Below are 14,265 nucleotides of genomic sequence, written 5' to 3'. Positions count from 1 at the left end.
AGAGGACGCAGGTCGGATGCTCGAATATGAACGCCGTTCTGTCCGTCTTCGAGCACATGCGTAGCACTGTTCTCACTCATGGCGGCCCACTTCGGTAACTCGGCGCTTATGGGCGGGGCCAGTCTGTCACTCTGTCGCCATCGACCGAGGCGTATTCGTCCGAACCGTTCGGGGAGCTGTCCATGGGGGCCATACCGGCGCAACGGGAGACCGCTTCCCGTGCCTCCGAGGCGCCCGGGAGCGAGACCCCGGATCACTCCGGCACGTCCACGCAGGCCCCGGACGCGCCCGCGTCGGCGCCCATACCCACGCCCGCCCCTGCGCCAGCGCCCATACCCACGCCCGCCCCCGCGTCGGCACCCCCGCCCGTGTCCGGACCGGCACCCGCGCCTGTGTCCGCCTCCGCCGTCGCCGAACTTCCGTCGCCCGCGCAGCCGTTGGCGCCCGTCGATCCGCTCGTGTCAGCCGGCCGCCCGGCCCCCGCCCGGTCGCCGGCCCCCGCCGAACCCCCACCCCCCGCGAGATCCTCAGACCCCGACACACCCTCCGCCCGCGCCGAGGCGCATGCCGCGCTGCCCGGGAGTTCGGCCGCGCCGGGCTGCGCCCGGGCGCTCGTGCGGGACTCGCTCGCGGAGTGGCGCGAGCGTGGGCTGCCCGGCACGCAGCACCTCACCGGCCGTCTCGCCGACGACGCCGTGGTGGCCGTCAGCGAACTCGTGACGAACGCCGTCGTGCACGCGGGCACCGACGTCGAGCTCGCCTGGCGGCTGGAGGCGGACACCGGCGCGCTCGTCGTGGAGGTGGCCGACCACCACCCGTCCCGTGCGCCGCGCGGCGCCGACGCCGAACCGCCGTACGAGACACCGGAGTACGGGCGCGGGCTGCGGCTGGTGGCCGCGCTCGCCGAGTCCTGGGGCATCACCTACCGCACCGGCGCCAAGACGGTGTGGGCGCGGCTGCCCGCCGAGGGCAGGCCGGCGGGCGCGGCGAAGGTGGCGTACGTCGGGGAACGCGCACTCCAGCGCGGTCTGCGCGTCGCCGGCATCCTCGCGCCGGAACCGCTGCGGGCCGAGCAGGACCGGGAGTGGCTCGACCGGGGTGCTCTGTCCTTCCTGGCCGAGGCGTCCGACCTGCTCGCCGGGCAGCTCGACGAGAACCTGGTCGCCGCTCTCGCCGGACAGCTGATCGTGCCGCGTCTGGCCGACTGGTGCGCGGTGTGGATGGAGGACGAGGTGATGGGGCGCTGGGGGTCGCCCGGCGCGGGGGAGTCCGAGGGCGCGGGAGGCTGGGGCGAGGGCGGCGGGTTCGCCGCCGGGCCGCGGCTCGCCCGCGTCTGGCACGGCAGCGAGAACCGGATCGAGGAGCTGCGCCGGGCCCTGGAGAAGGACCCGCCGGGCCCGGCCGGTGACCTGCGCTCGGGGCCGGTCCCCTTCCCGTGGCCCGGCGAGGCGCTCGGCCCGCACGGAACCCACGGCTCCGCGCTCGCCTACCGGCTCGTCGCCGGCGGCCGCCCGCTGGGCACCCTGGTCATCGGCCGGGCCGGCCTGCTGCGCTTCCCGGACGAGATCACCGGGCTGGTCGAGGACCTCGGCCGCCGGGTGGCGCTCGCCATCGGCGCGGCCCGCCAGTACGCCCGCCAGGCCACCATCAGTGCCGTACTGCAGCGCGGGCTGCTGCCCGGGGCGGTGGCGGAGATACCCGGGGTGCGCAGCGCCCTGGTCTACGAGCCCTGCGACATGGGCGGACCGAGCGGCGACTTCTACGACCTCTTCCCGGGCGGCGACGGCCGCTGGTGCTTCGCGCTCGGTGACGTCCAGGGCAAGGGCCCCGAGGCCGCGGTCGTCATCGGCCTGGCCCGGCCCTGGCTGCGGCTGCTGGCCCGGGAGGGCTACCGCGTCGCCGACGTCCTCGACCGCCTCAACCAGCTCCTCCTCGACGACGCGACGGAGGCCGCGGACGCGGCGGCCCGCGCGCTGGTGGCCGCGGGCGGCGGACCTGCGCTCCCCGGCGATGGCCCCCAGAACCGTTTCCTCTCCCTTCTCTACGGCGAGCTGGTCCCCTTCGACGGCGGGGTGCGCTGCACGCTCGCCTCCGCCGGGCACCCGCTGCCGCTGCTGCTCGGGTCGGGTGGCGAGGTCTGCACGGCCGCCCGGCCGCAGACCCTGCTCGGGGTGGTCGAGGACGAGACGTACGTCAGCGAGACCTTCGTGCTGCGGCCCGGCGACAGCCTGCTGTGCGTGACCGACGGTGTGACCGAACGCCGCTCCGGCTCCCGCCAGTTCGACGACGGCGACGGCCTCGCGGCGGCGCTCACCGGCTGCGTGGGGCTGAGCGCCCAGCTGATCGCGGAGCGCATCAAACACCTCGTGCACGACTTCGGCACGGGGCCACCGGAGGACGACCTCGCACTCCTGGTACTCCAGACGGAATGACACCGCGCCCGGCTCGGAGGTCCGCCGACCGGCCGACGCCCGCACGCCGGCGCGGGCGCGAGTGGCCGGACGGGGGCGGGGCCCTGCGACCGCGGGTGCCCGCCGTCGTCGTAGGGCGGTGGAACGGATGGGCGGCGGCCCCGGTCCCCGCCCCGACACGCCCACTCCCCCCGGTGCTGGACAATGGGGGGCATGCCTTCCGCTCTTCCCGACGGTGAGCCCGTTCCCGGTGACGGTGCGCTGCCCGCGTCCGCGCTCGCCGGGGCCGCCGACCGCCCTCTCGGGTTCTACCTGCACGTTCCCTACTGCGCGACCCGCTGCGGCTACTGCGACTTCAACACCTACACGGCGACCGAGCTGCGCGGCACGGGCGGGGTGCTCGCCTCCCGGGACAACTACGCGGACACCGTGATCGACGAGATCCGCCTGGCCCGCAAGGTCCTCGGTGACGACCCGCGCCCGGTCCGCACGGTCTTCGTCGGCGGCGGCACGCCCACCCTGCTGGCCGCGGGCGACCTCGTACGGATGCTGCGCTCGATCCGTGAGGAGTTCGGGCTGGCACAGGACGCGGAGGTGACGACGGAGGCGAACCCGGAGTCGGTCGACCCGGCGTATCTCGCGGCCCTGCGGCACGGCGGCTTCAACCGGATCTCCTTCGGCATGCAGAGCGCGCGGCAGCACGTCCTGAAGGTGCTGGACCGCACGCACACCCCGGGCCGCCCCGAGGCCTGCGTGGCGGAGGCCCGCGCGGCGGGCTTCGCGCACGTCAACCTCGACCTGATCTACGGCACCCCCGGCGAGTCCGACGACGACTGGCGGGCCTCGCTCGAGGCGGCGCTCGGCGCCGGTCCCGACCACGTCTCGGCGTACGCCCTGATCGTCGAGGAGGGCACTCAGCTGGCCCGCCGTATCCGCCGGGGCGAGGTGCCCATGACGGACGACGACGTGCACGCCGACCGCTACCTGATCGCCGAGGAACTGCTGTCGGCGGCGGGCTACGACTGGTACGAGGTGTCGAACTGGGCCACCTCGGACGCGGGCCGCTGCCTGCACAACGAGCTCTACTGGCGCGGCGCCGACTGGTGGGGCGCGGGCCCCGGAGCCCACAGCCACGTGGGCGGCGTGCGCTGGTGGAACGTGAAACACCCCGGGGCGTACGCGGCGGCGCTCGCGTCGGGGCGCTCACCCGGCGCCGGGCGGGAGATCCTCTCCGCGGAGGACCGCCGGGTGGAGCGGATCCTGCTGGAACTGCGGCTGCGGGAGGGCGTGCCCCTGTCGCTGCTGCGCGAGGCGGGGCTCGCCGCGGCGGGCCGGGCGCTGTCCGACGGACTCCTCCAGCGACGGCCCTACGACGAGGGAGCGGCGGTGCTCACCCTGCGGGGACGGCTGCTGGCGGACGCGGTGGTCAGGGACCTGGTCGACTGACCCGCGCCCTGCGGCCCGGCGCGGCCCCGCGTCTCCGTCAGGCGTCCGCCGTCACGGTCAGGCGTCCGCCGTCACGAAGTCGATGAGTTCTTCGACCCGGCCCAGCAGCTCCGGCTCCAGGTCCCGGTAGGAGTGGACCCGCGACAGGATGTGCTGCCAGGCCGCGCCCGTGTTCTCGGGCCAGCTCAGCGCCCGGCACACGCCCGTCTTCCAGTCCTGGCCGCGCGGGACGCGGGGCCAGGCCGCGATGCCGACGGCCGACGGCTTCACCGCCTCCCAGACGTCGATGTAGGGGTGGCCGACGACCAGCGCGTGGTCGCTGGTCACGGACGCGGCGATCCGGGACTCCTTGCTGCCCGGCACCAGGTGGTCCACCAGCACGCCGAGTCGGGCGTCGGGCCCCGGCGCGAACTCGGCCACGATGGCGGGCAGGTCGTCGACGCCCTCCAGGTACTCGACCACCACGCCCTCGATGCGCAGGTCGTCGCCCCACACCCGTTCGACCAGTTCGGCGTCGTGCCGGCCCTCGACGTAGATGCGCCCGGCGCGGGCCACGCGCGCGCGTGCGCCGGGGACGGCGACCGAACCGGACGCGGTGCGGGTGGGCCGTACCGGAGCCTGTCCGGTGGGCCGGACGAGCGTCACCGGGCGGCCCTCCAGCAGGAAGCCGCGCGGTTCCATGGGGAAGACGCGGTGCTTGCCGAAGCGGTCCTCCAGGGTGACCGTGCCGGCCTCGCAGCGGACCACCGCGCCGCAGAAGCCGGTGCCCGGCTCCTCCACCACGAGACCCGGCTCCGCCGCCACCTCGGGCACAGGCTTGGGCTTCTTCCACGGCGGGGTCAGGTCCGGAGAGTACAGACGGCGCTGCGGGCCCGGAGCGCCCTCGTTGGAGGGGCGGTGGCGGGAGACGGGTGGGAGCATTCGGATGACGATAGGAGAAGCGCCCGGGCGGCCCTACGAGGGTCCCCGCGACACGCCGAAGCGGGCCGCCAGGGCGTCCCGCTGCGCCCGTACGAACACCGCGTCCACCACGGCCCCGTGGCCCGGCACGTACAGGGCGTCCGCGCCGCCGAGGGCGAGCAGCCGGTCGAGGGCGGCGGGCCACCGGGCGGGTACGGCGTCCGGGCCGGCCTGCGGCTCACCGGACTCCTCGACCAGGTCGCCGCAGAACACCACCCGCGGGTCGCCCGGCACCACCACCGCCAGGTCGTGCGCGGTGTGGCCGGGACCCGCGTCCGCCAGCAGCACCTGCCTGCCGCCCAGGTCGAGGGTCCGCTCACCGCGCACGAGGTGCCCGGGCGGGGTGAGCGCGTCCGCGGCCTCGCCCGCCGTCCCTTCGCCCAGCCCGTTGCGCACCGCGTCCGCGCGCAGCTCCTCCCGGCCGGCCGGCCCGGTCACCGCGTCGAAGCCGGCCGCGCCGAACACCTCCACGTCCGGGAACGCCGCCGCCCCGAAGACGTGGTCGAAGTGGGGATGGGTGAGCGCGAGATGGGTCACATCCCGGCCGGCCAGCTCCTTCGCCCGCGCCCGCAGCAGCGCGCCCTCCGCGAGAGCGGACCCGGCGTCCACCAACAGGACCGCGTCCGCCCCGACGACCAGCCCGGCCGTGCAGTCCCAGCCCGGCAGCCTGCACCGCCCGACCCCGGCCGCCAGCCGCTCCCACCCGAGCTCTTCCCAAGTCACCGTCATACCGCGACGCTAGGCCGTGTCACACAGGTCGCGGCCGTCCCGCGGGCGAACGCCGGGACTTTTTCGACACGTTCCGGGCGGTGTCCGGCGGCTCTCGCCGGGCAGGTGACAGGAGTGGCCGGTCGTGAGCCGGGGTGCCGGCGGCGAGCGGTGCGACCGGCCTTGCCCGGGGTGCACCCCCCGGCCGTACACTGGGCGGGTCAGTGCTGGCACTCGGACGGACAGAGTGCCAGGAGCAGGGCCCGGGGGACGACGTCTGGAGGTGAGCGCGGTGCTGAGTGAACGCAGGCTCCGGGTGCTGCGCGCCATCGTCCAGGACTACGTGGGCACCGAGGAGCCGGTCGGTTCCAAGGCGCTCACCGAGCGGCACAGCCTCGGCGTCTCCCCGGCGACCGTGCGCAACGACATGGCGGCCCTGGAGGACGAGGGGTACATCGCCCAGCCGCACACCAGCGCCGGGCGCATCCCCACCGACAAGGGCTACCGGCTGTTCGTCGACAAGCTCGCGGGCGTGAAGCCGATGACCGCGCCCGAGCGGCGCGCCATCCAGAACTTCCTCGACGGCGCGGTCGACCTCGACGACGTCGTGGCGCGCACCGTGCGGCTGCTCGCCCAGCTCACCCGGCAGGTCGCCGTCGTGCAGTACCCCTCGCTGACCCGCTCGACGGTGCGGCACGTGGAACTGCTCGCGCTGGCCCCCGCGCGTCTGATGCTCGTGCTGATCACGGACACGGGCCGGGTCGAGCAGCGGATGGTGGACGCACCCGCGCCCTTCGGGGAGGCGTCGCTCGCGGATCTGCGGGCCCGGCTCAACAGCCGGGTCGCCGGCCGCCGCTTCAGCGACGTCCCGCGCCTCGTGGAGGACCTGCCGGAGGCGTTCGACATCGAGGACCGCGGTACGGTCACCACGGTGCTCTCCACCCTCCTGGAGACGCTTGTCGAGGAGAACGAGGAGCGGCTGATGATCGGCGGCACCGCCAATCTGACCCGCTTCGGACATGACTTCCCCCTCACCATCCGGCCGGTGCTGGAGGCACTGGAGGAGCAGGTCGTGCTTCTCAAGTTGCTGGGTGAGGCGGGGGATTCGGGCATGACCGTACGCATCGGTCACGAGAACGCCTATGAGGGACTCAACTCCACTTCTGTGGTGTCGGTCGGTTACGGTTCGGGCGGCGAGGCAGTAGCCAAGCTCGGCGTGGTCGGACCGACCCGCATGGATTACCCGGGAACGATGGGAGCGGTACGCGCAGTGGCACGGTACGTCGGACAGATCCTGGCGGAGTCGTAAGTGGCCACGGACTACTACGCCGTTCTCGGCGTGCGCCGCGACGCGTCGCAGGAAGAGATCAAGAAGGCCTTCCGGCGGCTCGCGCGCGAGCTGCACCCGGACGTCAATCCGGACCCGAAGACCCAGGAGCGGTTCAAGGAGATCAACGCCGCCTACGAGGTGTTGTCGGACCCGCAGAAGAAGCAGGTCTACGACCTCGGCGGCGACCCGCTCTCGCAGGCCGGCGGCGGCGCGGGCGGCTTCGGGGCCGGCGGCTTCGGGAACTTCTCGGACATCATGGACGCGTTCTTCGGTACGGCGTCGCAGCGGGGCCCGCGCTCACGCACCCGGCGCGGCCAGGACGCGATGATCCGGCTGGAGATCGAGCTCGACGAGGCGGCCTTCGGCACCACGAAGGACATCCAGGTCGACACGGCGATCGTCTGCACCACCTGCAACGGTGAGGGCGCGGCGCCGGGCACCTCCGCCCAGACGTGCGACATGTGCCGCGGACGCGGTGAGGTGTCGCAGGTCACTCGGTCCTTCCTCGGCCAGGTCATGACCTCGCGGCCGTGCCCGCAGTGCCAGGGTTTCGGCACCGTGGTCCCCACCCCGTGCCCGGAGTGCGCGGGCGACGGACGGGTGCGCTCGCGCCGGACGCTGACCGTGAAGATCCCCGCCGGTGTCGACAACGGCACCCGCATCCAGCTCGCGGGCGAGGGCGAGGTCGGCCCCGGCGGCGGTCCCGCCGGCGACCTCTACGTCGAGATCCACGAGTTGCCGCACTCCACCTTCCAGCGGCGCGGCGACGACCTGCACTGCACGGTCACCATCCCGATGACGGCGGCCTCCCTCGGCACCAAGGTGCCGCTGGAGACCCTCGACGGGATGGAGGAGGTCGACATCCGTCCGGGCACCCAGTCCGGCCAGTCGATCCCGCTGCACGCCCGGGGTATCACGCACCTGCGGGGCGGCGGCCGCGGCGACCTGATCGTGCACGTCGAGGTCATGACCCCGAGCAAGCTGGACCCGGAGCAGGAGCGACTGCTGCGGGAGCTCGCCAAGCTGCGCGGCGAGGAGCGGCCCACCGGGCAGTTCCAGCCCGGTCAGCAGGGGCTGTTCTCCCGGCTCAAGGACGCCTTCAACGGGCGGTGACGGGCGCTGGGTGAGACCCTCCGCCCGGCGCCGCCGACGGCCCGTGCCGGGCGGCCGGCGGATTCGGACTTGTCCGGCGGGCGTGACAACATGCCGTCATGTCCACCGCACTGACCGATCTCTGCCCCCATCCGATCGTGCAGGCTCCCATGGCGGGCGGCGTCTCCGTCCCGCAGCTCGCCGCCGCCGTGTCCGAGGCGGGCGGGCTGGGCTTCCTGGCCGCCGGGTACAAGACGGCGGACGGGATGTACCAGGACATCAAGCAGGTGCGGGGGCTCACCGGCCGGCCGTTCGGCGTGAACCTCTTCATGCCGCAGCCGGAGTCCCGGGCCGGCGCGGGCGGCCCGGCCGGCACCGCGCCCCCCGCGCCGGCGACCGTGGACGTCTACGCCCACCAGCTGGCCGGCGAGGCCACCTGGTACGACACCGAGCTCGGCGACCCCGACAGCGGCCGCGACGACGGCTACGACGCCAAACTCGCCGTACTGCTGGACAACCCGGTGCCGGCGGTCTCCTTCCACTTCGGCGTGCCCGGCCCCGACACCCTGGAGGCCCTGCGCCGCGCCGGCACCCTGACCCTGGCCACCGCGACCACCGTGGAGGAGGCCCTCGCCGTGCAGCGGGCGGGCGCCGACGCGGTGATAGCGCAGGGCGTGGAGGCGGGCGGCCACCAGGGCACCCACCGCGACGACCCGGAGGCCGACGGCTCCGGCATCGGACTGCTGTCGCTGGTCGCCCAGGTGAGCGAGAGCGTGGACCTGCCGGTCGTCGCCGCCGGCGGCATCATGCGCGGCAGCCAGATCGCCGCCGTGCTCGCCGCGGGCGCCCACGCGGCCCAGCTCGGCACGGCCTTCCTCGCCACCCCCGAGTCCGGCGCGCACGCCGTGCACAAGCAGGCGCTGACCAACCCGCTGTTCGTGCGCACCGAGCTGACCCGCGCTTTCTCCGGCCGGCCGGCCCGCGGCCTGGTCAACCGGTTCATGCGCGAGCACGGCCCGTACGCGCCCGCCGCCTATCCCGAGATCCACCACCTGACCTCCCCGCTGCGCAAGGCGGCCGCCAAGGCCGGTGACGCGCAGGGCATGGCGCTGTGGGCCGGGCAGGGCCACCGGATGGCCCGCGAGCTGCCCGCCGGGCGGCTCGTCGAGGTGCTGGCCGCCGAACTCGACGCCGCCAGGACAGCGTTGTCGGTGTTCCCGGCCGAGGGCACGGACCGATGACCGCCCCGGTGTTCGTGGTCGAGGCCCTCCCGCCGGGAGACGGCGGACCGTACGTCCTCGACGGCCCCGAGGGACGGCACGCCGTGTCCGTGAAGCGGCTGCGCGCGGGGGAGGCCGTCGTCCTCACCGACGGCGCCGGCCGGTGGGCCGAGGGCGAGGTGACCGCCGCCGAGGGCAAGGACCGGCTGGTCCTGCGGCTGACCGGCGTGCGGGAGGAGCCCGCGCCGCGGCCCCGGATCACCGTCGTCCAGGCGCTGCCCAAGGGGGACCGGGGCGAGCTGGCCGTGGAGACGATGACCGAGACCGGCGTCGACGCGATCGTGCCGTGGGCCGCCTCCCGCTGCGTCACCCAGTGGCGGGGCGAACGCGGGCTGAAGGCCCTCGCCAAGTGGCGGGCCACCGCGCGGGAGGCCGGCAAGCAGTCCCGCCGGGTCCGCTTCCCCGAGGTCGCGGACGCCTCGACGAGCAAGCAGGTGGCGGCACTTCTCGCCACGGCCGACCTCGCCGCCGTACTGCACGAGGACCGCGACTACGGCAGCGAGCCGCTCGCGACGGCCGAACTGCCCGCCACGGGCGAGATCGTGCTGGTCGTCGGGCCCGAGGGCGGTGTCTCGCCCGAGGAACTGGCACTGTTCGAGCAGGCCGGCGCGAAGGCGTACCGGCTCGGCCCCTCCGTGCTGCGCACCTCGACCGCCGGCACGGCGGCCACCGCCCTGCTCCTCGGCCGCACCGGCCGCTGGTCCTGACCCCCGGAGAGCCGATCGTGGAACTCGCCCAAGTACGCCTGCTCGTCACCGACTTCCCCGCCTGCTACCGCTTCTACGCCGAAGTCCTCGGCCTGCGGCCGCAGTCGGGGGCCGCGGACGGGCCGTACGAGAAGTTCAGCCCCGCGGCCGGCTCGGCGGGCATCGCGCTGCAGGACCGGGCGATGATGGCCGAGGTGCTGGGCGAACTCGGCGACGCGGCGAGCGGCCACCGCTCCCTGGTCGTGCTGCGCGTCGACGACCTCGACGGCTACTGCGCGGACCTCGCGACCCGTGGCGCGACCCTGCTGCACGGCCCGGACCACATGACGGACCGGATGCGCGTCGCCCACCTCAAGGACCCCGAGGGCAACCTCGTGGAACTCCAGGAGTGGCTGCTGCTGCGCGGCTGACAGCGGGGCGCACGCGGGCGCGTGAGTGGCCGTATGCGCCCTTCCGCGACGGCGGGGTCGGTGGCAGGCTGCCTTCCATGGGGGCTTTGAGACGCAACTGGCGTCGGCCGCGGGGCCGACGGATGGCAGCGGCGGCCGTGTTCGCGGTCGTCGCGGTGGGCGGCGCGGCCGCCTGCGACCCGAACGGACTGAGCTCCGCGAGCGTGGCGTTCACCACCGACCAGACCGCGACCAAGCGGCTGGAGCGGCAGAACGTCGACGTCCGCTGGCTCACCTGCACCGCCTCCTACGACGGCCACGCGTCGGCCTCCACCGCGCCCTCGGCGACCGAGCGGACCGTCGCGAGCGTCGACTGCAAGGGCGAGACCGGCGACGGGCAGGACATCACCGTCACCGGCAAGGTCACCCACGCCGTCAACGGCGCCTGCGTGCGCGGCGATCTGACCGCCAAGGTGGGCGGCAGGGTGCGCTTCCACGTCGACGGGCTCGGCAACTGCGACGCCACGACCGCGCCCCGCGTCGACAACCCCGGACAGCGGGGACCCACCACCACGGTGACCGTCACCCGGACCATCTGGTGCCAGACCGATCCGCGGTGCCGTCCCGTCGAGGGGAAGTGATCCGTTTCCCCGTGCGCGGCGGGCGGCCGCTGCATAGGGTGACCGGGTGACACAGTCGCCCACACCTTCCTACCTCCGCTTTCCGCACCCGCACGGCGAGTTGGTCGCCTTCACCGCCGAGGACGACGTCTGGCTGGCCCCCCTCGACGGGGGCCGCGCCTGGCGGGTCAGCGCCGACAACGTGCCGGTCACCCAGCCCCGGATCTCCCCCGACGGCACGACCGTCGCCTGGACCTCCGTCCGCGACGGCGCCCCCGAGGTGCACATCGCCCCGGTCGACGGCGGGCCGTCCCGGCGCCTGACGTACTGGGGCAGCGGCAGGACCCAGGTGCGCGGCTGGACCCCGGACGGACAGGTCCTCGCGATCACCACCCACGGCCAGCCCAGCCTGCGCCGGACCTGGGCGCGCGCCGTCCCGCTCGACGGAGGACCGGCCACCACCCTGCCCTACGGCCCCGTCGGAGACGTCGCGGACGGGCCCGCCACGGTGCTGCTGTCCGCGCCCATGGGACGCGAGGCCGCCTGGTGGAAGCGCTACCGGGGCGGCACCGCGGGCAAGTTGTGGATCGACCACGACGGCCAGGGCGAGTTCGTCCGGCTGCACGCCGACCTCGACGGGAACATCGAGTACCCGGTGTGGGCGGGGGACCGGATCGGGTTCCTGTCCGACCACGAGGGCGTCGGCGCGCTGTACTCCTCCCTCGCCGACGGCTCCGACCTGCGGCGGCACACTCCCCTCGACGGCTATTACGCCCGCCACGCGGCCGGTGACGGCACCCGCGTCGTGTACTCCTCCGCGGGTGAACTGTGGCTGCTCGACGACCTCGACGGCGCCGAGCCCCGCAGACTGGACATCCGGCTCGGCGGCCCGCGCACCGACCGCCAGCCGTTCCCGGTGAACGCCGCCCGCTGGTTCGGCTCCGCCGCCCCCGACCACACCGCGCGCGGCAGCGCGGTCGCCGTCCGCGGCGCCGTCCACTGGGTCACCCACCGCGCCGGACCGGCCCGCGCCCTCGCCGCGCAGCCCGGCGTACGGGCCCGGCTGCCGCGCACCTTCCGCGCCGACGGCGAGGAGTGGGTGGTGTGGGTGACGGACGCGGAGGGCGAGGACGCCCTGGAGTTCGCGCCCGCCACCGGACTCGCGCCCGGCGCGACCCCGCGCCGCCTCGCCGCCGGGCTGCTCGGCCGGGTGCTCGGCCTCGCCATGGCGCCCGACGGCAGCCGCGCCGCCGTCGCCGCGCACGACGGCCGCGTCCTGCTCGTCGAACGCGAGACCGGCGAGGTCCGCGACGTCGACCGCAGCGAGGACGGTGACGTCTCCGGGCTGGTCTTCTCACCCGACTCCGCCTGGCTGGCCTGGTCGCACCCCGGCACCGACCCGCTGCGTCAGCTGCGGCTCGCCAACACCACCGACCTGTCGGTCACCGAGGCCACCCCGCTGCGGTTCAAGGACTACGCGCCGGCCTTCACCCTCGACGGCAAGCACCTCGCCTTCCTGTCCACCCGCTCCTTCGACCCGGTCTACGACGAGCACGTCTTCGACCTGGCGTTCGTCGAGGGCGTACGCCCGCACCTGATCACCCTGGCCGCGACCACCCCGTCCCCCTTCGGGCCCCAGCGGCACGGCCGGCCCTTCGAGGCGCCGGACAAGGACGAGACGCCCGACAGCGAGGGCACCCCCGCCACCCGCGTCGACCTGGAGGGCCTCGCCGACCGCATCGTGCCCTTCCCGGTCGAGGCCGCCCGCTACTCCAACCTGCGCGCGGCCAAGGACGGCGTGCTGTGGCTGCGGCACCCCGTGCGCGGAGTGCTCGGGGCCTCCCGGGCCACCCCGGACGCGCCCGACCCCGACACCCAGCTGGAACGCTACGACCTCGCCCAGCAGCGCATCGAGCATCTCGCCGCCGACGCCGACCACTTCGCGGTCAGCGGCGACGGCAAACGCGTCCTGCTGTGGACCGACGGCCGGCTCAAGGTCGTCCCCAGCGACCGCCGTGCCTCGGGCGACGAGGACAGCGACACCAACGTCACCGTCGACCTCGGCCGGGTCCGCCAGATGGTCGATCCCGCGGCCGAGTGGCGCCAGATGTACGACGAGACCGGCCGCATCATGCGCGACCACTTCTGGCGGCCGGACCTCGGCGGAGTCGACTGGGACGGCGTCCTCGACCGCTACCGGCCGGTCCTCGACCGGGTCGCCACCCACGACGACCTGGTCGACCTGCTCTGGGAGGTGCAGGGCGAACTCGGCACCTCGCACGCCTACGTCGTCCCGCGCGGCGGTACCGGCCGGGGCGCCCGGCAGGGACTGCTCGGCGCCGACATCTCCCGTCACGAGGACGGCAGTTGGCGCATCGACCGCATCCTGCCCACGGAGACCTCCGACCCCGACGCCCGCTCCCCGCTCGCCGCGCCCGGTGTCGCGGTGCGCGCCGGGGACGCGATCGTCGCGGTCGGCGGGGTACCGGTCGACCCCATCGCCGGACCCGGCCCGCTGCTGGTGGGGACGGCGGGCAGACCGGTCGAGCTGACCATCTCCCCGTCCGGCGGCGGAGACGCGCGCCATGCCGTCGTCGTCCCCGTCGCCGACGAGGAACCGCTGCGCTACCACGCCTGGGTCGCGGACCGGCGGGCCTACGTCCACGAACGGTCCGGCGGCCGGCTCGGCTACCTCCACGTGCCCGACATGCAGGCGCCCGGCTGGGCCCAGATCCACCGTGACCTGCGCGTCGAGGTGACCCGTGAGGGCCTGGTCGTGGACGTCCGCGAGAACCGCGGCGGCCACACCTCCCAACTGGTCGTCGAGAAGCTCGCCCGGCGGATCGTCGGCTGGGACCTGCCGCGCGGGATGCGGCCCGTCAGCTACCCGCAGGACGCGCCCCGCGGACCCGTCGTCGCCGTCGCCGACGAGTTCTCCGGCTCCGACGGGGACATCGTCAACGCGGCGATCAAGGCACTGCGCATCGGTCCGGTGGTCGGCACCCGCACATGGGGCGGTGTCATCGGCATCGACAGCCGCTACCGCCTGGTCGACGGCACGCTCATCACCCAGCCCAAGTACGCGTTCTGGCTGGAGGGGTACGAGTGGGGCGTGGAGAACCACGGCGTGGACCCGGACGTGGAGGTCGTGCAGCGCCCCCAGGACCACGCGGCGGGCCGCGACGCGCAGCTGGACAAGGCGATCGAGCTGGCGCTGGCCGCGCTGGAGGAGACCCCGGCCAAGACACCCCCGTCCCTGCCGTGACCGCCCCCCGGGGGCTGCCGCTCCCGTAGCGGCCGAGTCGATACCATGCCGACGTCA

General features: G+C 74.6%; 11 protein-coding genes. 9 read left to right on the top strand and 2 right to left on the bottom strand.

Translation table 11 applies throughout. The annotated features are described in order from the left end of the window. The first annotated feature begins 572 nt into the window (after nt 1–572). Together ABZT03_RS15480 and hemW are read left to right on the top strand one after the other, a co-directional pair. Nucleotides 573–2,432 carry an ATP-binding SpoIIE family protein phosphatase gene (locus ABZT03_RS15480; RefSeq protein WP_356039125.1) on the top strand — a complete coding sequence of 620 codons (1,860 nt, stop codon included), beginning with the start codon at nt 573–575 and terminating at the stop codon, nt 2,430–2,432. A 192-nt stretch (nt 2,433–2,624) separates the two neighbouring features. Further along, the gene (gene hemW / locus ABZT03_RS15475) at nt 2,625–3,857 is read left to right on the top strand and encodes a radical SAM family heme chaperone HemW (RefSeq protein WP_356038938.1); all 1,233 of its coding nucleotides are present in this window, start codon (nt 2,625–2,627) and stop codon (nt 3,855–3,857) included. Between the two features lie 57 nt (nt 3,858–3,914). Here hemW and ABZT03_RS15470 read toward each other — a convergent pair whose 3' ends face one another. Beyond that, a complete protein-coding gene (locus tag ABZT03_RS15470) occupies nt 3,915–4,778 on the bottom strand; it encodes a DUF3097 domain-containing protein (protein ID WP_356038936.1) in 864 nt (287 codons plus the stop codon). A gap of 33 nt (nt 4,779–4,811) precedes the next feature. Continuing rightward, on the bottom strand, nt 4,812–5,546 hold the full coding sequence (locus ABZT03_RS15465) for an MBL fold metallo-hydrolase (protein WP_356038933.1): 735 nt from the start codon (nt 5,544–5,546) through the stop codon (nt 4,812–4,814). Nucleotides 5,547–5,817: 271 nt separating this feature from the next. Between ABZT03_RS15465 and hrcA the strand changes: the two genes are divergently transcribed. The 7 genes from hrcA to ABZT03_RS15430 all read left to right on the top strand — a co-directional run bounded on the left by hrcA (nt 5,818) and on the right by ABZT03_RS15430 (nt 14,208). Further along, nucleotides 5,818–6,834 carry a heat-inducible transcriptional repressor HrcA gene (gene hrcA / locus ABZT03_RS15460; protein ID WP_356038929.1) on the top strand — a complete coding sequence of 339 codons (1,017 nt, stop codon included), beginning with the start codon at nt 5,818–5,820 and terminating at the stop codon, nt 6,832–6,834. Then, nucleotides 6,835–7,968: a molecular chaperone DnaJ gene (dnaJ, locus tag ABZT03_RS15455; protein WP_356038926.1), complete on the top strand. Its 1,134-nt coding sequence runs from the start codon at nt 6,835–6,837 to the stop codon at nt 7,966–7,968. It abuts the gene before it with no gap. Between the two features lie 98 nt (nt 7,969–8,066). After that, the gene (locus tag ABZT03_RS15450; RefSeq protein WP_356038924.1) at nt 8,067–9,188 is read left to right on the top strand and encodes a nitronate monooxygenase; all 1,122 of its coding nucleotides are present in this window, start codon (nt 8,067–8,069) and stop codon (nt 9,186–9,188) included. Then, nucleotides 9,185–9,934: a 16S rRNA (uracil(1498)-N(3))-methyltransferase gene (locus tag ABZT03_RS15445; protein WP_356038922.1), complete on the top strand. Its 750-nt coding sequence runs from the start codon at nt 9,185–9,187 to the stop codon at nt 9,932–9,934. The genes ABZT03_RS15450 and ABZT03_RS15445 overlap by 4 nt, the downstream gene beginning before the upstream one ends. Before the next feature lie 17 nt (nt 9,935–9,951). Further along, nucleotides 9,952–10,344 (top strand): VOC family protein, encoded by a 393-nt coding sequence (locus ABZT03_RS15440; protein WP_356038920.1) that lies wholly within the window; start codon nt 9,952–9,954, stop codon nt 10,342–10,344. 122 nt (nt 10,345–10,466) lie between these two features. Then, nucleotides 10,467–10,964, top strand: a complete 498-nt coding sequence (locus tag ABZT03_RS15435; protein ID WP_356038918.1) for a hypothetical protein — start codon at nt 10,467–10,469, stop codon at nt 10,962–10,964. Between the two features lie 46 nt (nt 10,965–11,010). Further along, nucleotides 11,011–14,208 carry a S41 family peptidase gene (locus ABZT03_RS15430; RefSeq protein WP_356038916.1) on the top strand — a complete coding sequence of 1,066 codons (3,198 nt, stop codon included), beginning with the start codon at nt 11,011–11,013 and terminating at the stop codon, nt 14,206–14,208. Nucleotides 14,209–14,265 lie beyond the last annotated feature (57 nt).

The organism is Streptomyces sp. NPDC005574 (assembly GCF_040605435.1).
Lineage (GTDB): Bacteria > Actinomycetota > Actinomycetes > Streptomycetales > Streptomycetaceae > Streptomyces.
The sequence above is the reverse complement of the archived record's forward strand: the minus strand, read 5'-3'. Positions and strand labels throughout refer to the sequence as shown.